The sequence below is a fragment of the Bradyrhizobium sp. I1.14.4 genome, from assembly GCF_050435825.1.
Classification (GTDB): domain Bacteria; phylum Pseudomonadota; class Alphaproteobacteria; order Rhizobiales; family Xanthobacteraceae; genus Bradyrhizobium.
Genome location: NZ_JBNDLA010000011.1, coordinates 15,510 through 34,875, shown reverse-complemented (window position 1 = coordinate 34,875; position 19,366 = coordinate 15,510). Strand labels below are relative to the sequence as shown.

Below are 19,366 nucleotides of genomic sequence, written 5' to 3'. Positions count from 1 at the left end.
CTTGAGAAAGATAGACAGATTGGTGGGTGGAGATTCCCCGGACCGCTTAGTGTCCCGGATGAATGGCGTCGTTGAGGTAGATGCAGGTCAGGATCGCGAACACGTAGGCCTGCAGGAATGCGACCAGCAGTTCGAGCGCGTAAAGCGCAATCGTGAGCGCAAGCGGCAGCACGCCGCCGACCCAGCCGAGCGCGCCCAGCGAGAAGCCGAGCATTGCGACGAAGCCCGCGAACACCTTGAGCGCGATGTGGCCGGCCAGCATGTTGGCAAACAGACGAACGCTGTGCGAGACCGGCCGCAGGAAGAACGACAGGACCTCGATGAACATGACCAGCGGCAGGATGTAGATCGGAACGCCGGATGGGACGAAGATCTTGAAGAATTTCAGACCGTTCTTGTAGAGGCCGTAGATCAGGACGGTGAAGAACACCAGCAGCGCAAGGGCTGCGGTGACGATCAGATGGCTCGAGATCGTGAAGGTGTAGGGGACGACACCCACGAGGTTCGAGACGCAGAGGAACATGAAGATCGAGAAGATCAGCGGGAAGAACTTCATGCCTTCCGAGCCGGCCGTGCTGCGAATCGTGGTGGCGACGAATTCGTAGGAGATTTCGGCGACCGACTGCAGACGCCCCGGAACCAGCTCACGGCCGCTCGCCAGCATCAGCAGCGCGATCAGCAGCACCGCGATGAACATGTAGAGCGATGAATTGGTGAAGGCGATCGTATGATTGCCGATGTGGCCGAGCGTGAACAGGGGCTCGATATTGAACTGGTGGATCGGGTCGATTTTCATCCGCGCGGCTCTTGGTCCACCGGCCATCGTGCCGGTAATCGAATTTCAAATGTCGTGACTTCCCGCCAGCGCTCAGCGCTTGCCCGAGGCCACGCCCGCGGACCTCACCACGTTGACCACGCCGGCGACAAAGCCGAGCAGCGTTAACACGATGAAGCCGAATGGCGACGTCGACAGCAAACGGTCGAACCCCCAGCCAATCGCCGCTCCGACGGCAACGCCCGCGATCAGCTCCGAGGAAAGACGAAAACCGAGCGCCATCGCCGAAGCTCTGGCCGCACTGTCCTCTCCTTCGGTACCGGATTGATCAGTCTTGCTCCTGCGGCTGTCGCGAATTTCTGACAACCGATGATCAAGACTTCCGAGCCTTGCGGAAAGCGCAGCTTCGTCGGGAGGCGATTGATCGCGACTTCCATTTGCGCCGTCGTTGGTGTTTTCAGCCATGCTGCAAACACTAACCGATGCCGCGGATGATGGAAATTGCGCCCGTCCCCGTCAAAAGCCGCGCGGACCATACTTACCGCGTCTAATCAAGTCAAGATTGCGTCGTAACCAGTTATTGCTTTGATTCTGCTGGTTTTATTTGGAGATGTTCAAGGTCAGAGTGACGCAGTGATCGCAGTGCAACAGCTTGCATGCTGTGAAGCGATGTTGCGTGGCGTCTCCCGCTCTGCTGGGATCACCGAAAGCCCCATCCTCTCACGCAGTCAAGGTTCCGCATGCCGCGCCAGATCGACTACTACTTCTCGCTGCAATCACCCTGGGCCTACATCGGCCACAAGCCCTTCGTTCGACTCATAAGCACTTACGATCTCGAGGTAAATTACCGGCCCGTGCTGCTCGTCGATCTGTTCTCGGAAACCGGCGGACTGCCGCTTGCCAAGCGCCATCCGGTGCGGCAGCGCTACCGGCTGATCGAGTTGCAGCGTTGGCGCGACAAGCGTGGGCTGAATTTTCATCTGCAGCCGGCCAATTGGCCGTTCAATGGGCGCCTCGCCGACGGCGTCGTAATCGCTGCGCTCGAGACGGGTCTCGACCCCGAGCCCTTCCTGCAACGGGCCTATCCCGCGGTGTGGGAGCAGCAGCTCAACCTTGCCGATCCCGCGACGCTGGTGAAGCTCGCCGACGATGCCGGATTGCCCGGTCGGCAGCTGGTGGAGCGCTCGGGCTCTGATGCGATCAGCGCGGCCTATGAACAGAACCGCCAGGACGCGTTGGACGCCGACGTGTTCGGTTCGCCCGGATACGTGCTGGATGGCGAGGTCTTCTGGGGTCAGGACCGGATCGAATTGCTCGACGATGCGTTGAAGTCAGGCCGCAAGCCCTATAGCTCTGAGGTCTAGGGCAGGAATCAGGTTGAGGCGGAGCAAGCCATGCCCATCGCGATGTCATCCTCGAAATTGTCGATCGCAATTGCTGCCGTCCTGATCTCAGGCGGCGCGGCGATGGCGCAAGCAGCGCCCGACACCGAGAATGGCCGCTACGCATTGTCTCCGGCCGGCGACGGCTTCCTGCGGCTCGACACCCGCACCGGCGCGGTGTCGACCTGCACCAATTCCAGCGCCGGCTGGGCCTGTTACATGGTGCCCGACGAGCGCGCGGCGCTGGATGCCGAGATCGGGCGCCTGCAGGCCGACAATGACAGACTGAAGGGCGAACTCGCCGCGCATGCACCGTCAGCCAAGACCGACGAGGCACTGCCGAAATCGGATCAGCTGAAGAAGCCGGAGCCCAAGACACCGGATCCCAAGACCGCCGAGGGCGGGCGCAAGATCGAGATTCCGCTGCCGAGCGACCGCGACATGGATCGCATGATGTCGTTTCTGGAGCGGGCCTGGCGGCGGCTGATCGAGATGGCCAACCGCGTGCAGCGCGACGTCAATGGCGGCAAGATTTGAGGCCAAGAATTTGAGCCAATGGCGGCGCGGCTCAGTTTGCATCGAGGCGGCGTGTTGAGAGGCTCCAGATGAATTCGGCGAGAACAATGTCGCGCTCGGCGCCATCATCCATCGCGGCAGCCAGCGTCGTGTCGTCGAGATTGATGGTCGAAACGTCCGGCGCCGGTTTTACCGACATCACGCGCGAAGTCGCAAAATTCCTGCGCGAGGTGCGTGCCGGCGAGGGCGCGGTGACGCTGTTCATCCGTCACACCTCGGCCTCGCTGACGATCCAGGAGAATGCCGATCCGACGGTGCTGGTCGACCTGATGACGGCACTTGATCGCGCCGCGCCGGAAGACGGCGGCTGGCGTCACGACACCGAAGGTCCCGACGACATGCCGGCGCATATTAAAACCATGCTGACGGCGACCTCGCTGCAGATCCCTCTGCTCGACGGCGAGATGGCGCTCGGCACCTGGCAGGCCATCTATCTGATCGAGCATCGCGCCCGTCCACACCGGCGCGAGATCGTGTTGCAATTCATCGGTACCACCAAATGACATCGGCCGCGGATCGCTCCGCGGCCGATGCATTTTGATCGCGATGTCGACCGGTCAGGTCTTGGTGATGTCGACGTCCTTGGTTTCCGGCAGGAACAGGAAGCCGACCACGAGACTCATGAGGGCGATGCCGACCGGGTACCACAGGCCGGAATAGATATCTCCGGTCGCGGCCGCGATTGCGAACGCGGTCGCCGGCAGGAAGCCGCCGAACCAGCCGTTACCGATGTGGTAGGGCAGCGACATGCTGCTGTAGCGGATGCGGCTCGGGAACAGTTCAACCAGCCATGCCGCAATCGGGGCATAGACCAGGGTGACGTAGATCACCAGGATCCACAGCAGCACCGTCGTCATGACCGTGTTGATCTCGTTCGGATCGGCGGAAGCCGGATAGCCGTGCTCCTTGATCGCCGCCGGCAACGCCTTGGCGAAATCGGGGCTGTCGGCCGACAGCGTCTGGTTGCCGATCTTGACTTTGGCCTTGGTGCCGGCCGGCGCAGCTTCGTTGGTGTAGTTCACCGACAGGTTGACGAGCGCCGACTTGGCGACGTCGCAGCTGGTGGTGAATTTCTCGGTGCCGGTCGCCTTGAACTGGAACGAGCACTCGGCCGGGTCGGCGAGGACAGTCACTGGTGACGACGCCAACGCCGTCTCGAGCTTCGGATTGGCGAAGTGGGTGATGCCCTTGAAGATTGGGAAGTAGGTCAGGGCCGCCAGCAGGAAGCCGGCCAGGATGATCGGCTTGCGGCCGATCCTGTCAGAAAGCCAGCCGAACAGGACGAAGCCCGGTGTGCCCAATGCCAGCGCGACCACGATCATGATCTGCGCCGTGACAGCGGGCACCTTGATGGTCTGGGTCAGGAAGAACAGCGCGTAGAACTGTCCGCCGTACCAGACCACGGCCTCACCGGCGGTTGCGCCGAACAAGGCGAAGATCGCGATCTTGGCGTTGGACCACTCTGCAAACGATTCGCTCAACGGCCGCTTCGAGGTCTTGCCCTCTTCCTTCATGCGCTGGAAGACCGGCGACTCGTTCAAGCTCAAGCGAATCCAGATCGAGACGATCAGCAGAATGCCTGACAGCAGGAACGGAATGCGCCAGCCCCAGTCGCCGAACGCGGCTTCGCCCATCCAGGTCCGGATGCCCAGAATGAGCAGCAGCGCCATGAAAAGGCCGAGCGTCGCAGTGGTCTGGATCCACGACGTGTAGTAGCCGCGCTTGTTCTGGGGCGCGTGCTCCGCGACGTAAGTAGCCGCGCCGCCATACTCGCCGCCGAGGGCAAGACCCTGGATCAGGCGCAACCCGATCAGCACGATCGGAGCAGCGATACCCCAGGTGGCATAGCCCGGAAGCAAACCAATGAAGAAAGTCCCGATGCCCATCAGGGTCATCGTGACCAGGAAGGTGTATTTGCGGCCGATCATGTCACCAAGGCGGCCGAAAATCAGCGCGCCGAATGGACGTACCGCGAAGCCCGCCGCAAAGGCGAGCAACGCGAAGACGAAGCCGACATTCGGCGGCACGTTGGAGAAAAAGTACTTTGCCAGGAACGCGCCGAGTGTTCCGTAGATGTAGAAGTCGTACCACTCGAACACGGTACCGAGCGAGGAAGCGAAAATGACCTTTCGCTCTTCCCCCGTCATCCCGCCGGTGCGGGCTCCGCCGCCAGCTGTCGCAGCCATTGTCATCGTTTGCTCCCCAAAAGCGTTCATGCTTCCCAGCGTCCCATGCGCCGGATTTTCGCCGGATCAATCCATGGGGACCTAATCGAAAGGTAACATCGCAGTGAAACCGCTCCCAATAAGACTTTTGGCTTTTGCACGACGTCAGCCTAACGTCAGGCGCATGAACGGACGGAGCTGCTCTGCGCCGTCTGTTGCAGCGCACAAACTTGGCGGGTTAACTGCGTTGGCATCTGGTATTTTCGAGCCCTTGCGTGATACTGCCGCGCGGGCCACAACCGAACGGCGCGGATTTGCCGAGATCCGCTAGTGGGACTGAGATGACTGCTGCTGCCAATACTCACCTTGTCATCGCCGACGACCATCCGCTGTTCCGCGATGCGTTGCGCCAGGCGGTGTCGAGCGTCGTGAGTTCGGCCACGATCAGCGAAGCCGGATCGTTCGAGGATCTGACCGCGCTGTTGGAACGGGACTCCGAGGTCGACCTGATCCTGCTTGACCTGAGCATGCCGGGGATCAGCGGTTTCTCCGGCCTGATCTATCTGCGGGCGCAATACCCGGCGATCCCGGTGGTCATCGTCTCCGCCAGTGACGATGTCGGAACCATCCGCCGCTCGCTCGACTTCGGCGCGTCCGGTTTCATCCCCAAGCGTTTCGGCGTCGAGACGCTGCGGGATGCCATCATGAAGGTGATGGAGGGCGACGTCTGGGTTCCGCCTGATACCGATCTGTCGGTTGCCAGCGATCCGGACACGACCCGGCTGCGCGACCGTCTGGTGACGCTGACCCCGCAGCAGGTGCGGGTGCTGATGATGCTGTCCGAGGGGTTGCTCAACAAGCAGATCGCCTACGAACTTGGCGTCTCCGAAGCGACCATTAAGGCCCATGTCTCGGCCATCCTGCAGAAGCTCGGTGTCGAAAGCCGTACCCAGGCCGTGATCGCCGCCGCCAAGATCGCCGGCGGCCAGTGGCGCCAGGGCACGCCGTCGACGTAGTCCCGAGCAACTCCGGCTGTGAATGCCGGGCTCGAGGCAGGGCATTGCCAGCCAACGGCTGGCGCGAATGCGCGTCTGATGGCAGGCTTCCGCGAAGCCATCCAGTTCTCCACTCAAAGTGCGCATCGGTCGAAAACCGAGTATCCTGACCGGCATGGGCTCGTGAGAGGCCGTGTGCTTTTGGGGAGAACGCCATGATCTCTGCAACTCGCGTCGCCGGATTGTCTCTGGCTGCGGCAATCCTTCTCGGTGCCGGCTCTTTCAATTGTGCTCAGGCCAAGCCGCTGATGATCGTCGGCCTCGACGAGAAGCTGTTGTGGGATGACGACGGCAAGCCGGTGCTGTCAGCCCCCGGCAAGGATCAAGTGCTGATCGTCGATCTCGCCGATCCCGAGAACCCGAAGATTGCGGCTTCTCTCCCATTGAAGAACTCGGTGGTCGGCCCCCCGGTCAACGTCGCTATCGATCCGACCGGGACAGTGGCGCTGGTCGCGGATTCGGTCGACGTTGTGAAGGAAGGCGACGCCCTCAAGCAGGTGCCGGATAACAAAGTCTATGTAATCGATCTCAAGGCCACCCCGCCCAAGCTGGCAGCGACCATCACCGGCGGAAAGCAGCCATCAGGCTTGAGCTTCAGTCCCGATGGCAAGATGGCGTTGGTTGCCAATCGCGGGGACAATTCGATCAGCGTACTTTCGGTCAACGGCACTGACGTCAAGATCACCGACACGATATCGATGCCTGACAGTGTCGCGCATGTCGCGTTCGCGCCAGACGGCAAGCATGCGCTGGTCGCGCGTTTTCCCGCGCACAAGATATCGGTGCTCGATATCGCCGGCGACAAAGTCACCTACACCAAGATAGACCTGCTGGCCGGCCAATGGCCTTACAACGTCGCAGTGACCCCGAACAGCAAGATCGCGTTGACGTCGGACAATGGCAACGCAGGCGCGTCGGACGGCAGCGTCGACACGACCAGCGTCATCGATCTCGAAGCGAAGCCGCCGCGCATCATCGATCGCGTGGTGGTCGGCGATGGGCCGGAGGGGCTTGCCGTCAGCCCGAAGGGGGATCTCGCAGTCTCAGTGATCCTGCGTGGCTCGAACATGAAGAATGCGTTCTTTCATGAGAAGAACGGCAGCATCTCGGTCCTGAAGATCGACGGCAAGAAAGTGACCAAGACCGGAGATATCGAAGTCGGTGGACTGCCTGAGGCTGCGGTCTTCACGCCTGACGGAAAATATATCCTGGTCGGGAACTACCTCAGCCAAGACTTCTCGATCCTCAAGGTCGACGGAACCAGCGTGACCGACACAGGCAAGCGCTTTCAGGTGCCAGGGCACCCGGCGTCGGCCAGAATGGGACCGAACTGAACCGACGCTTGATGAATCTTGCGCTGGAGCACGTGATTTTTGGTTGAGTCGGCCCGTCCGCAGGCTCGCTTCACCTCTCCTGCTTGGTTGCGGGAGGGAGCGCAGCGTCTTCGCCAATTCGCCTTAGAGCGAGATGCTCCCCCGGATTGCGCCGCTGCGCTTACTCCGCCGCCACCATCTGCTGGGTGCGCCATTGTCCGAGCAGCGCACGCAGCGAGGCGGGTTTGACCGGCTTGTTCAGGACCGCGATATTTTCCTCGCGCGCCGCGGCGCGCACCGCCGGGCTGCGGTCGGCGGTGATCAGGATCGCCGGAATACCGTCACCGAAGCGGCGGCGAATCTCGCGGATCGCGGCGACGCCGTTGCCGCGGTCGAGATGATAGTCGACCAGCACGCCGGTGACGCGGCCGCCGGCGGTCTCGATCGCGCTGATCGCGCCGTCGGCGTCGAGCACCGCGATCACCTCGGCGTCCCACGCGGTCAGCAGCGTCTTCATGCCGTCGAGAATGGCCGGATCGTTCTCGATGCAGACGATCAGTGAGCCGCTCATCGGCGTCTTCGACAGCGGCGTGGCGCTGGTGACCGCCGCAGTATGGTTGACGGCGGTTGCGACCGGCACGGTGACCGAGAATGCCGAGCCGCCGCTCACATTGGCCGAGATCGCGATACGGTGGTTGAGCACGCGCGCCAGCCGCTCGACGATCGAGAGGCCGAGACCGAGGCCGCGGGCGATCCGGGCGCCCTGCTCGAGGCGATGGAACTCCTTGAAGATCTCGCCGCGCTTCTGCACGGGAATGCCGACGCCGGTATCGAAGATGCTGATCTGGAGGGTGTCGCCGCGGCGGCGGCAGCCGATCAACACGCGGCCGCGCGGCGTATACTTGATCGCGTTGGAGATGAAGTTCTGCAGCAGCCGGCGCAGCAATGAGCGGTCGGATTCGACCGGCAGCGAGCAGGCCACGAAGCGCAGATCGAGGCCCTTGTCGCGGGCGATCGGCATGAACTCGATCTCCAGCGAGCGCATCAGGTCGGCCATCCGGAAGCTCGTGATCGCCGGCGTCATGGCGCCGGCATCGAGCCTGGAGATGTCGAGCAGCGCGCCCAGGATGTCCTCGATCGCCTCGAGCGAATCGTCGATGTTCTCGACCAGGCGGGAATCCTCGCCGCCGTTCTGGCGCTCGACCAGGCTCGTGACATAGAGGCGCGCGGCATTGAGCGGCTGCAGGATGTCGTGGCTGGCAGCTGCCAGGAAACGCGTCTTGGAGGCGTTGGCGTCTTCCGCGATGCCCTTGGCGAGTGCGAGCTCCGAATTCAGCTGCGTCAGTTCCTCGGTGCGGTCGCGCACCCGCTTTTCCAGCGTCGCATTGGCGCGCTCCAACGCCTCCGCAGCCTCGAAGCTCGGCGTGACGTCGGAGAACGTGATGACAAGCCCGCCGCCCGGCATGCGGTTGGCGCGGACCTCGATCACCAGGTGGCGGTCGGTGAAGCGTTCCAGATAGGGCTCGCCCTCGGTGGTGTAGGCGCGCAGGCGCGCCTGCAGCAGGTTGTCGCCGTCGCCGGACGCCGGCGGACTGATCGCGCCCATGAATTCGAGGATCTCGGGCAAGGGGATGCCGAGTTGCACCAGATGCGGCGGCAGCCCCAGCAGTTCGGAGAATTGGCGGTTGGAGCAGATCAGCTGCAAATCGGCGTCGAACACCGCGATGCCCTGGCGGACGTGATTGAGCGCGGTCTGCAGGATCTCGCGGTTGAAATGCAGGGCGGCGTGGGAGTCGTCGAGCAGCTTCAGCGCGGCCTTGGCCGACACCGTCCGCCGCTGCAACAGCAGCGACATCACGAGGCGCGAGGACGCCGCCCCGATCGACGAAGCGATCAACCGCTCGGCGTGCTGCAGCAGCTCGAAATCGGCCGGCGCCGACGCCAGCAGCACGATGTTGCGGTCGACGGCGAACGAGGCGAAGGCCTCGCGGGTGCGGTTGGGGCCGAGATACTGCGTCACCGTGCTCTCGATATCCTGCACCGTCACCGTGGTGCGCCAGCGCCGGAAGCTCGGCGCGATCGGCGCCAGCGCGTTGGGCACGAACACGTCGGCCTGCAGCAACTCGATCGCGGACGGCGCGCGCGCGAGCGAGAATAGGACATAGCTGAGGATGTTGAGCGCAAGGCTCCACAGCACGCCGTGCAGCAGCGGCGGCAGGTCGGCGCCGAACAGCGCCTGCGGCCGCAGCGCCTCGATCCCGAACGGCCCGTGCTGCAGCAGCACCAGGCCGGCGGTCGAGGTTTCGAGGAAGCTCGGGATGAACAGCGTGTAGAGCCACATCGCGAAGCCGACCAGCATGCCCGCCATGGCGCCGCGCGCGGTGGCACGGCGCCAGAACAGGCCGCCGAAGAAGGCCGGCGCGAGCTGGGTGATCGCCGCAAAGGACAACAGGCCGATCGCGACAAGCTGGGTGTTGCCGAGCGCGCGATAATAGAAATACGCCAGCACCATGATAGCGAAGATCGAGAAGCGGCGCGCCTTCAAGAGGAAGTCGCCAAAGTCCTTCTGGCCGGCGCTGATGTCGTCGCTGCGCGGCAGCACCAGCGGCAGCACGATGTCGTTGGAGACCATGATCGAGAGCGCGACGCATTCGACGATCACCATCGCGGTCGCCGCCGACAGCCCGCCGACGAAGACGGCGAGGCTGAGCAATTGCGAATTGCCCTCGATCGGCAGCGCCAGCACGAACATGTCGGCGTCGACAGCGCCGAACGGGAAGACGACGAGGCCCGCGATCGCGATCGGAATCACGAACACGTTGATCAGGACAAGGTAGAGCGGGAACAGCCAGCGCGCCCGGCTGACCTCGGCGCCGGTCGAATTCTCCACCACGCTGACATGGAACTGGCGCGGCAGCAGCATGATCGCGCAGAACGACAGCAGCGTCATGATCAGAAAATTGCCGATCGACGGCACATATTCGATCGCGCGCACCGCTTCCGGCGTCTTCAGGGCGCGCTCATAGAGTTCGACCGGGGAGAACATCCAGAAGGTGACGAAGGCGCCGGCGGCGATGAAGGCGACCAGCTTGACGATGGATTCGGCGGCGATCGCCAGGATCAGGCCGTGCTGGTGCTCGGTCGCGTCCGTATGGCGGGTGCCGAACAGCACCGCGAATACTGCCATCGCCAGCGTCACCATCAGTGCGATGTCGCCGATAACAGGGATTTTCGAGAACGCCGGGTCCTCGCTCAGGATGGTCTCCAGCGATGAGGCCATCGCCTTCAGCTGCAGCGCGATGTACGGCACCGAGCCGATGATCGCGATCAGCGCCACCGTGGCTGCAACCGCCTGGCTCTTGCCGTAGCGGGCGGCGATGAAGTCGGCGATCGAGGTGATGTTCTGCGACTTGGCGAGCGCGATCACCCGGCGGAGCAGCGGCGTGCACAGCCCGATCATCACGATCGGGCCGACATAGATCGCCAGGAAGTCGATGCTGGTGCGGGTGGCGAAGCCGACCGAGCCGAAGAAGGTCCAGGAGGTGCAGTAGATCGCTAGCGACAGCGGATAGATCCACTGGCTCGCACGACCGCGCTCGCCCGGCGACATCCGGTCGCCGCGGCTGGCAATGAAGAACAACAATCCGATGTAGGCGAACGCCGTGGCGATCACGCCCCAATCGTGCAGCATCGCTGCTCATCTCCTGTCCCGGCCGCCGAGAGGGCCGGGTGTCAGGATTATAACGCAAAGGGCCGGCCGCGCGATGCACGGCCGGCCCAAATTCGAGGTCGGGACGGGATAGGGTTACTCGGCGGCCAGTGGCTTCCGGCGCAGGGGCAGGCCGAGCCGGTCCCAGACCTGGAGCAGGGCCTCGGCCAGCGCGTCGATCAGGCCGTCGTCGTGGTAGGGCGAGGGCGTGATGCGCAGCCGCTCGCTGCCCTTGGCGACGGTCGGATAGTTGATCGGCTGGATGTAGATGCCGTGGTCCTCGAGCAGCAGGTCGGAGGCGCGCTTGCACTTCTCGGGGTCGCCGACGAACAGCGGCACGATATGGGTGTCGCTCGACATCACCGGCAGGCCGGCGGCGGTCAGGATCGCCTTGGTGCGGGCGGCGCGGTCCTGGTGGCGCTCGCGCTCCCAGTTCGAGGTCTTGAGATGGCGGATCGCAGCCGTCGCGGCCGAGCAGATCGCCGGCGGCAGCGCGGTGGTGAAGATGAAGCCCGGCGCATAGGAGCGCACGGCGTCGACGACTTCGGCGCGGCCGGCGATGTAGCCGCCGAGGCAGCCGAACGCCTTGGCCAGCGTGCCCTCGACGATATCGATGCGGTGCATCACGCCATCGCGCTCGGCAATGCCGCCGCCGCGTGGGCCGTACATGCCGACCGCGTGCACCTCGTCGACATAGGTCATGGCGCCGTATTTCTCGGCGAGATCGCAGATCCTGGCGAGCGGCGCGACGTCGCCGTCCATCGAATAGAGGCTCTCGCAGACGATCAGCTTCGGCCGGTCCGGACCGGCGGCGATCAAGAGCTCCTCGAGATGCGCGACGTCGTTGTGGCGGAAGATCTGGCGGTCGCAGCCGGCCTGGCGCACGCCTTCGATCATCGAATTGTGGTTCAGCGCGTCCGACAGGATCAGGCAGTTCGGAACGAGCTTGGCGAGCGTCGAGATGCCGGTCTGGTTCGAGACATAGCCCGAGGTGAACAGCAACGAGGCTTCCTTGCCGTGGAGGTCGGCGAGTTCAGCCTCGAGCTGCACCAGCGGATGATGGGTGCCCGCGATGTTGCGGGTGCCGCCGGCGCCGGTGCCGACCCGGGTCGCGGTCTCGACCATGGCGCCAACCACCTTGGGGTGCTGGCCCATGCCGAGGTAGTCGTTGGAGCACCAGATCACGACGTTGCGGCTGCCTTTCGGCGAGTGCCAGGTCGCGTGCGGAAAGCGTCCCGCGATCCGCTCGAGGTCGGCGAACACCCGGTAGCGCCGCTCGTCATGCAGGCGGTTGAGGGCGGTTTGGAAAAACTGGCTGTAATTCATCGGCGAACCCAGAAAGCGGAACCTGACCGGAAAACCTGCCTCTTCTTAGAGCTTTTCCAGCTCTAATGTCCATGCATTGGCCCACATCCGGGCATGCGCCGCAGTTGGGCAAATTGCCCTAGGTCCGCGCCTTCCGGCGGGATTTCGGTCAAACCGGCGGGCGATGCCTTGCCGCCCGGCCCGGCGCTCAGGTCGTCTTGAAGCGCAGCATGCCGTCGTCGTGCATCTCGGCCGTCAGGCGGCCCTCGACCAGCATGTAGTTGACATGGGCGACCAGCTCGCCGGCGGCGAAACCCATCTGGTGCTCATCCAGCACGTGCTTGTGGAACACCACCGGCACCAGTTCCTTGGAGGTCTGCGGCACCTCACGGCAGGCCTCGGCGATCAGCCGGCAGCGCTCCTCATGGTGATCGGCGAGCTGCTTGATCCGGGTCTTCAGCCCGTAGAACGGCACGCCATGGCCGGGCAGCACCATCACGTCATAGGGCAGGGTGGTGGTCAGGCTCGCCAGCGACGCGAGATACTCGCCGAGCGAATTCTGCTCGGGTTCGACCGCCCAGACGCTGACATTGGGCGAGATCTTGCTCAGCACCTGGTCGGCGGACAGGAACAGCTTGTCGGCCGCGCAATACAGCATCACCTGGTCGAGCGCGTGTCCGCCGCCGGTGATCACCTTGAAGCGCCGCGTGCCGATCACGACCTCGTCGCCATGGGTGAGGCGATGATAGGACGGCGGCAGCACCGACACGCGCTTCAGATAGTCCTGGCCGCGGCCGAGCAGCTTCTCGGTCAGGTCCTCGTCCATGCCGTGGCGGCGAAAGAACAGCCGCTGCGCGTTGCGCCGCTCCTCGGTGCCGCGGTTCTGGTGATAGACCGACTGCAGATATTCCACCTGCGACATGAACAGCGGGCAGTCGAAGCGCTCGGTGACCCAGCCGGCGAGACCGACATGGTCGGGATGCGAATGCGTCACGATCAGCCGCGTGACCTTGACGTGCTTCAGCGGTCCGTCGAACAGCGTGGTCCAGGCCGCGATCGATTCCTCATTGCCGAAGCCGGCATCCACCATGGTCCAGCCGTCGCCATCGGCGAGCAGATAGACGTTCACATGGTTGAGGCGGAACGGCAGCTTCAGCCGCGCCCACAGCACACCGGGGGCCACCTCCACAATTTGGTCGTGGCCGGGATGGTTCTCCCAGGGGTATCGCAATGCCTCCGCCGAGGAGGGAAGGCTGTCGGTTTTCGTATGCATGCTACCGGATTAGCGGGACCCGGGCCGCCGCGCCAGCCGAAAAATCAGATAGTCGTCCGGAGAAAGGGACGGAATGGCACCCGAATTCCGTAGCCCGGATCAAGCCAGGCTACGGAGAGCACAGAGGCGTTGTTACGCCGCGCGGATGTTCGACAGGAAGCCGTCGATCTCCGAGCGCAGCACGTCGGCCTCGCGGCGCAGCGCATCGGAGGCACTGAGCACCTCGCCGGCGGCGGCGCCGGCCTCGGCCGAGGCGGTGGAGACGCCGACGATGTTGCTCGACACCTCGCCGGTGCCGCCTGCCGCATGCTGGATGTTGCGGGCGATCTCGCGGGTCGCCGCGCCCTGCTCCTCGACCGCGGCGGCGATCGCGGTGGTGACGTCGTTGATCTCGCCGATCGTGCTCGAGATGTTGCGGATCGCGGAGACAGCCGTTGTCGTCACCTCCTGCATGCTGACGATCTGCTGGCGGATTTCCTCGGTCGCCTTGGCGGTCTGGCTCGCCAGGTTCTTCACCTCGGAGGCGACGACGGCAAAGCCGCGGCCGGCCTCGCCGGCGCGCGCGGCCTCGATGGTGGCGTTGAGCGCCAGCAGATTGGTCTGCGAGGCGATGGTCTGGATCAGGTCGACCACGACGCTGATCCGCGCGGCCTTGTCGGCAAGCCCCTGCATGGTGGTGTCGGTGGCGCTGGCTTCCTCGACCGCCTTGCGGGCGATCTCCGCCGAGGTGACGACCTGGCGGCCGATCTCCTGGATCGACGACGACAGCTCCTCGGTGCCGGCCGACACCGTCTGCACGTTCGCCGAAGTCTCCTCGGCCGCCGAGGCGACGGCACTGACCAGCGCGCTGGACTGGTCGGCGGTCGCCGACATGCTCTGCGCGGTCGACTGCATCGAGTTCGCCGCGGTCTGCAGGCTGCCGAGCGCGGTGCGCACCGTCGATTCGAACGTTGCGATCTGCGTCTCCATGCGCGAGGCGCGCTCCGCCTTGGCGGTGCGGTCCTTGTTCTGGTTTTCGGTGAGCTCGCGGCTCTCGATCATGCTCTCGCGGAATACCTGCAGCGCATCGGCCATCACCGCGATCTCGTCGCGCTGGCGGCTCTGCGGGATCTCGGTGTCGAGGTCGCCATCGGACAACAGCTGCATCGAGCGCTGCAGGCCGCGGATGCGACGCAGGATGTTGCGGCCGACGTAGAGCCAGACGAACAGGAACGAGCCGACCAGCGTCAGCGCACCGAGGCCGATCATCACCGTGGTCGCGAGCGAAATCTGCTGCCGCGCCTGGAAGGTCGAGGTGTCGGTCTCCTTCTGCACGGCGTCGACCAGCTGCTGGACGCTGATGCCGAGCCCGACATTGAGCTTGCGGGTCTCTTCCAGAATGGTCTGGCCGTAGTCGATCGAGTCGAGCTCCTTCTGGCGGACCTTGAACACGCCGGTCTTGCCTTCGCCGAGCACGAGCAGCGTCTGCGCGGTGTCGCGCACGGCAACGATCGCCGGATTGTTCGGCAGGTCGTCGAGGTTGGACTTGACGCGGTCGCGGCCTTTCTTGAACTCCGCCTCGATCGCATCGAGCGTCTCGCTGGAATTGGCCGACAGCGCCGCGGTCATGTCGGCCGCCATCAGATTGCCGGCGGCGAGCACGTTGCTGATCTGGCCGACCGTGCGGGCCGCCTCGGTGGCGTCGTCCGCGGAGACTTCGGCGGCGGCGAGGATGGCGTTGAGCCGGGTTTGCGCGTCGAGCATCGCGGGACTCGCGGCGGAGACGAAGGCCGCCTGTGCCTTGCGCAGCGCATTGTACTGCTTGTCGCGCAATGCGCCGACGTCGAGCCGCTCGTGCGCTGCCGAGATCAGGCTCTTGGTGGCCTCGTCGGTGTTCTTGACGTTCTCCTGCAGCGCGCTGACGACGGATTTGTCGGCGCCGAGCTCGATGATCTCGCCAAGCTTGGCGTTGGTCGCCTGCGCGACCTCCTGCACCTTCTTGGTGCGGTCGTTCAGCGCGTCCTCGCTCTGCACGGCGAGCAGGCCCGGACCCTGGGCGGCGAGCGAGGCGCTCTGCGCGGCGAGCTGCAGGCTCGCGGCAAGCCGCGGAATGTCGCGGCCGCTGAGATCGCTCATGGTGCCGCCGAGCTGATGCAGCACGATGCCGGCGCCTGCGCTGATCACGAGCGCCATGCCAGCGATCACGGCGAATGCCGCGAACAGGCTGCCCCTGACCCCCATCTGCGGCAGGCGGATACGCTTGAGATTTGGTTTGCCGAGCTTGAACCGAAACGCCATTGCCCCTGTGCCCCCTGGCCCACTACCCTTGGCCACTACTCTTGGATGTTTCCCCGGCGTGGGAGTATCGGTGCGGCGGGTTAACAAAATCGGGAAAATTGCCGCGATCTGCGGGATTTTTCAGGGCTGCCGCGCCCTTCACTGCCGCGGTATCCAGCGCCACGTCCGGTTTTCCGAAATGCGACTGGCGGTCGTAGGCGTGTTCGCGCCCGCGCCGGTATGGTGGACATCAGGCGAACCGCGCCGCCGGCCAGCAGGACGGCAGCGGGTCGCGAGGTGGGCGAAGCGAGGTAGAGAGCAACGGAAGCCTCGCCAGCGAGGCGAGCAGCATGCGGCGATTGATCAGGGGAAATCGTGCGATCGGTTTCGTGACCTTTCCCTTCCGTTGCCCAGCGGGCGCGCAGGAACGCGGCACGCCCGCCATGACCCTCAAGCGTACCTACTTGGCGATGGCTGCCTGGGCTGCTGCGATTTTCGCTTTCACGGCATCGAGATTGAAGCTCGCGCCCCTTTGCATCGGCGGAAACTCGATCGCCGTCATGGCCAGTTTTTCCACCTGCTGCTGGACAAACACAAAGCGCCAGAATTCGTATTTGAACCAGTCGAAGTATTGCTGGGCACCCTCCTTGGTCCCGCTATTTGGCCAGCCGGTGCGCTCGAAGGGATCCAGGCGAAGGTTGATCAGATAGGGCACGTCAGGCTTGGTTTTCTCACCAAGCCAGCCTCCCGGCTGATCGATGAAGCGATACTTGAAGTCGTCGATGCGCACGGCACCGAGCTCGCTTTCGCCGAAGTAAAAGATTTCGTGTCGGTTCGACGGGCCCTTGCCGGTGATCATGTCCATCTGGTTATAGCCGTCCAGGTGGCACTTATAGGTGGTGTCGCCGATCTGTTTGCCCTTCTTCAGCTCCTCAGCGATGTTCGGGTTACCGGCCGCCGCGAGGAAGGTCGGGAACCAGTCCAGCCCGGAGATGATACCGTTCTCGACCTTGCCCGCCGGCACCTTGCCGGGCCAACGGATCATGCAGGGCACACGGAAACCGCCTTCCAGGACCGTGCCCTTGCTCTGCGCGAACGGCGTCTGTCCACCGTCCGGCCAGGTGAAGACCTCGGTGCCGTTATCAGTCGTGAACACCACGATGGTGTTGTCGTCGACGCCCATGTCCTTGAGTTTCTGCATCACCATGCCGACATCGTCATCGAGTTGCGCCATGCCGGCCTCGTGGATGGTCCAGCCGTTCTTGGAGTTGCGCAGCCCTTCGTACTTCGGCGACAGATGCGTGACGATGTGCATGCGTGTCGGATTGAGCCACAGAAAGAACGGCTTGTTGTCCGCCTTGGCCTTCTCGACGAACTTCAAGGCGAGGTCGCGGATTTCGTCGTCGACGGTTTCCATCCGCTTGGGATAAAGCGTTCCGGCGTCCTCGATCCTCTGCTTGCCAACCTTGCCCCAGCGTGGATCCACGGTAGGATCGTCGACATCGGTCGCATAACAATGGAGCATGTTGCGCGGACCGACGGTGTTCAGCAACTCCTGCGGATAGCCGGGATGTGCTGGATCCTCCATCGCGTCGAGGTGATAGAGATAGCCGAAGAATTCGTCGAAGCCGTGCACCGTCGGCAAAAATTCGTTCTTGTCACCAAGGTGGTTCTTTCCGAACTGGCCGGTGGCGTAGCCCATTCCTTTGAGTGCGGTAGCAATCGTTGCTGCCTGTGCCGGTATGCCTGTGGGTGCACCAGCCTGACCGACCGTGGTCATGCCGGTTCGAATCGGCAACTCGCCGGTGATGAAGTTGGCGCGCCCCGCCGTGCAACTCGCTTCGGCGTAGTAGTCGGTGAACATCATGCCTTCAGCGGCGAGCTTATCGAGATTCGGAGTCCGGCCGGCCATCAAGCCGCGGTGATAGGCGCCGATATTCCACATGCCGATGTCGTCACCCATGATGACAACGATATTGGGCCGTTGCCCCGTGGGCGCAGGCGCTGCCGTTTGCTGCGCTTGCGCGGGGCTTGTTAGCCCGGCAGCAGAGAGTGCTGAAGCCGCGACGAGGGAACTGGCACTCAACAAGAGTTCGCGGCGCTTCAATCCTTCGCCGACTGGCTCTGTGCTGGTTTCGGACGTTCCTGGAAACTTATCCTTGGTCATGACGTGATCCTCTTGTTACGCATCTGAAGCCGAGATGACTGGTCGAGGTATCCACCGCCTCGGCATGGCGCGCGGCCGGGCGGTAGCGCCGGCAGTAATTCGGCGCGCACAAATGCGAGCCGCCTTTGATGACCTTGCGGGGAATCCTGATTCGCGGCTGGCAGGGGTCGTAGCTCTCCTCCTCGCGCCCGCCGCGTGGATTTTCCGGAATGCAGCACGCCTTTGGCGCGTCGGCTTCGTGCTTGGGCGCGTACCAATCGGATGTCCATTCCCAGACGTTGCCGATCATGTCGTAGACGCCGTAATTGTTAGGAGGGAAGGCGGTCACCGGCGAGGTCCGCTCGTAGCCGTCGAGCGCGAGGTTCTCGTGCGGGAAGATACCTTGCCAGGTGTTGGCCATCTGCCGGCCCTCAGGCGTGAATTCCGAACCCCACGCGAACTCGGCGCCGTCCAATCCGCCACGGGCGGCCCGCTCCCACTCCGCTTCACTCGGCAGTTCTTTCCCTGCCCATTTGGCGTAGGCCTGCGCGTCACGATAACTGACATGCACCACCGGGTGGTCGCCTAGGCCGCTGATTGACGAGCGCGGTCCGTAAGGCCGGCGCCAGTCGGCGCCAAACTTGAACATCCACCACTGGCTCCAGTCACTGGTGTCGACCGCATGCCTGGGCGGCGTGAACACCAGCGAGCCGGCCTTAAGCATATGCGGCAGCGCGCCCGGGTAATCCTTGGGGTCGGGCGCGATCTCGGCAAACGTGACGTAACCGGTGGCATTGACGAACTTCCGAAATTCGTAATTGCTGACCGGCGTTCGATCGATCCAGAAGCCCTCGATTGCGACGCGATGAGCGGGACCCTCCTCCGGATAATGCTTGTCGGACCCCATGCGAAACGTCCCGCCGGGAATCCAGATCATGTCCGGATGAGGTGCGGGCTCTCCTGGCCGCGCCAGTGCAGCGTCCACCTCACTCATAGAGCTGCTCCTTCCTGAGATCAGGTAAGACGCTTTCGCCGGCGGATCGACATCGCGACGTTGCGCGAGAGCCGGCGGTACGGTCTCGAATCCTTCGGAGGCATAGGTGGGCTGATCCGGCGCCTGTCGCGCCGTTGACGGTCGTCGGTGCGCAGCCCCCTCGACAAACGAGGATCGTCATTGCCGATTGCATTGCCAGACCCCTGCATCTTGCACGCCGCGTCATTGATCCGCGCGACGAAGGTATCGGCCAGCACCTCTTATCGACTATCGTTCAGGTAGCTTCGTCGGTTCCGCTTGGACCGTCAACCAGAAATTGTTCAGAAGCCGAAGCGGTTTGTGAAACGCCCGGTGCGCTAACGGCTGAGATCGCCTTCACGAGAATGACAAAAATGTCTTTGAGCTAATAATTCTGCT

General features: G+C 63.7%; 14 protein-coding genes. 5 read left to right on the top strand and 9 right to left on the bottom strand.

The window, feature by feature from the left end; translation table 11 throughout:
- Positions 1–46 precede the first annotated feature (46 nt).
- Together ABIB78_RS22270 and ABIB78_RS22265 are read right to left on the bottom strand one after the other, a co-directional pair.
- A complete protein-coding gene (locus tag ABIB78_RS22270; RefSeq protein ID WP_429028626.1) occupies positions 47–796 on the bottom strand; it encodes a F0F1 ATP synthase subunit A in 750 nt (249 codons plus the stop codon).
- Positions 797–868: 72 nt separating this feature from the next.
- Positions 869–1,240, bottom strand: coding sequence for an AtpZ/AtpI family protein (locus tag ABIB78_RS22265; RefSeq protein WP_429028625.1), 372 nt, complete (start codon positions 1,238–1,240; stop codon positions 869–871).
- Positions 1,241–1,515: 275 nt separating this feature from the next.
- Between ABIB78_RS22265 and ABIB78_RS22260 the strand changes: the two genes are divergently transcribed.
- The 3 genes from ABIB78_RS22260 (at position 1,516) to ABIB78_RS22250 (ending at position 3,236) form a co-directional block, all read left to right on the top strand.
- Positions 1,516–2,139 (top strand): 2-hydroxychromene-2-carboxylate isomerase, encoded by a 624-nt coding sequence (locus ABIB78_RS22260; protein ID WP_429028623.1) that lies wholly within the window; start codon positions 1,516–1,518, stop codon positions 2,137–2,139.
- Positions 2,140–2,169: 30 nt separating this feature from the next.
- A complete protein-coding gene (locus ABIB78_RS22255; protein ID WP_429028621.1) occupies positions 2,170–2,694 on the top strand; it encodes a hypothetical protein in 525 nt (174 codons plus the stop codon).
- Between the two features lie 68 nt (positions 2,695–2,762).
- Entirely contained in the window at positions 2,763–3,236 is a 474-nt protein-coding gene (locus tag ABIB78_RS22250) for a secondary thiamine-phosphate synthase enzyme YjbQ (RefSeq protein WP_429028618.1), read from the top strand.
- Between the two features lie 54 nt (positions 3,237–3,290).
- On the opposite strand, the gene ABIB78_RS22245 is transcribed toward ABIB78_RS22250, so the two are convergent.
- Complete coding sequence (locus ABIB78_RS22245; protein ID WP_429028615.1) at positions 3,291–4,919, bottom strand: MFS transporter; 1,629 nt, start codon at positions 4,917–4,919, stop codon at positions 3,291–3,293.
- Between the two features lie 320 nt (positions 4,920–5,239).
- Between ABIB78_RS22245 and ABIB78_RS22240 the strand changes: the two genes are divergently transcribed.
- A complete protein-coding gene (locus ABIB78_RS22240) occupies positions 5,240–5,914 on the top strand; it encodes a response regulator (RefSeq protein WP_429028612.1) in 675 nt (224 codons plus the stop codon).
- A 194-nt stretch (positions 5,915–6,108) separates the two neighbouring features.
- Positions 6,109–7,287 (top strand): lactonase family protein, encoded by a 1,179-nt coding sequence (locus tag ABIB78_RS22235; protein ID WP_429028610.1) that lies wholly within the window; start codon positions 6,109–6,111, stop codon positions 7,285–7,287.
- 160 nt (positions 7,288–7,447) lie between these two features.
- Here the strand turns inward: ABIB78_RS22235 and ABIB78_RS22230 are convergent, their stop codons facing one another.
- The 6 genes from ABIB78_RS22230 to ABIB78_RS22205 all read right to left on the bottom strand — a co-directional run bounded on the left by ABIB78_RS22230 (position 7,448) and on the right by ABIB78_RS22205 (position 18,949).
- Complete coding sequence (locus ABIB78_RS22230) at positions 7,448–10,957, bottom strand: PAS domain-containing hybrid sensor histidine kinase/response regulator (protein ID WP_429028608.1); 3,510 nt, start codon at positions 10,955–10,957, stop codon at positions 7,448–7,450.
- Between the two features lie 114 nt (positions 10,958–11,071).
- Positions 11,072–12,301: a 5-aminolevulinate synthase gene (gene hemA, locus ABIB78_RS22225; RefSeq protein ID WP_429028606.1), complete on the bottom strand. Its 1,230-nt coding sequence runs from the start codon at positions 12,299–12,301 to the stop codon at positions 11,072–11,074.
- A 187-nt stretch (positions 12,302–12,488) separates the two neighbouring features.
- Positions 12,489–13,553, bottom strand: coding sequence for an MBL fold metallo-hydrolase (locus ABIB78_RS22220; RefSeq protein ID WP_429028604.1), 1,065 nt, complete (start codon positions 13,551–13,553; stop codon positions 12,489–12,491).
- Between the two features lie 132 nt (positions 13,554–13,685).
- The gene (locus ABIB78_RS22215; RefSeq protein WP_429028603.1) at positions 13,686–15,830 is read right to left on the bottom strand and encodes a methyl-accepting chemotaxis protein; all 2,145 of its coding nucleotides are present in this window, start codon (positions 15,828–15,830) and stop codon (positions 13,686–13,688) included.
- A 439-nt stretch (positions 15,831–16,269) separates the two neighbouring features.
- Entirely contained in the window at positions 16,270–17,976 is a 1,707-nt protein-coding gene (locus ABIB78_RS22210) for an arylsulfatase (RefSeq protein ID WP_429028601.1), read from the bottom strand.
- Entirely contained in the window at positions 17,963–18,949 is a 987-nt protein-coding gene (locus ABIB78_RS22205; RefSeq protein WP_429028598.1) for a formylglycine-generating enzyme family protein, read from the bottom strand. Before ABIB78_RS22205 ends, ABIB78_RS22210 begins: the two co-directional genes overlap by 14 nt.
- Positions 18,950–19,366: the final 417 nt, after the last annotated feature.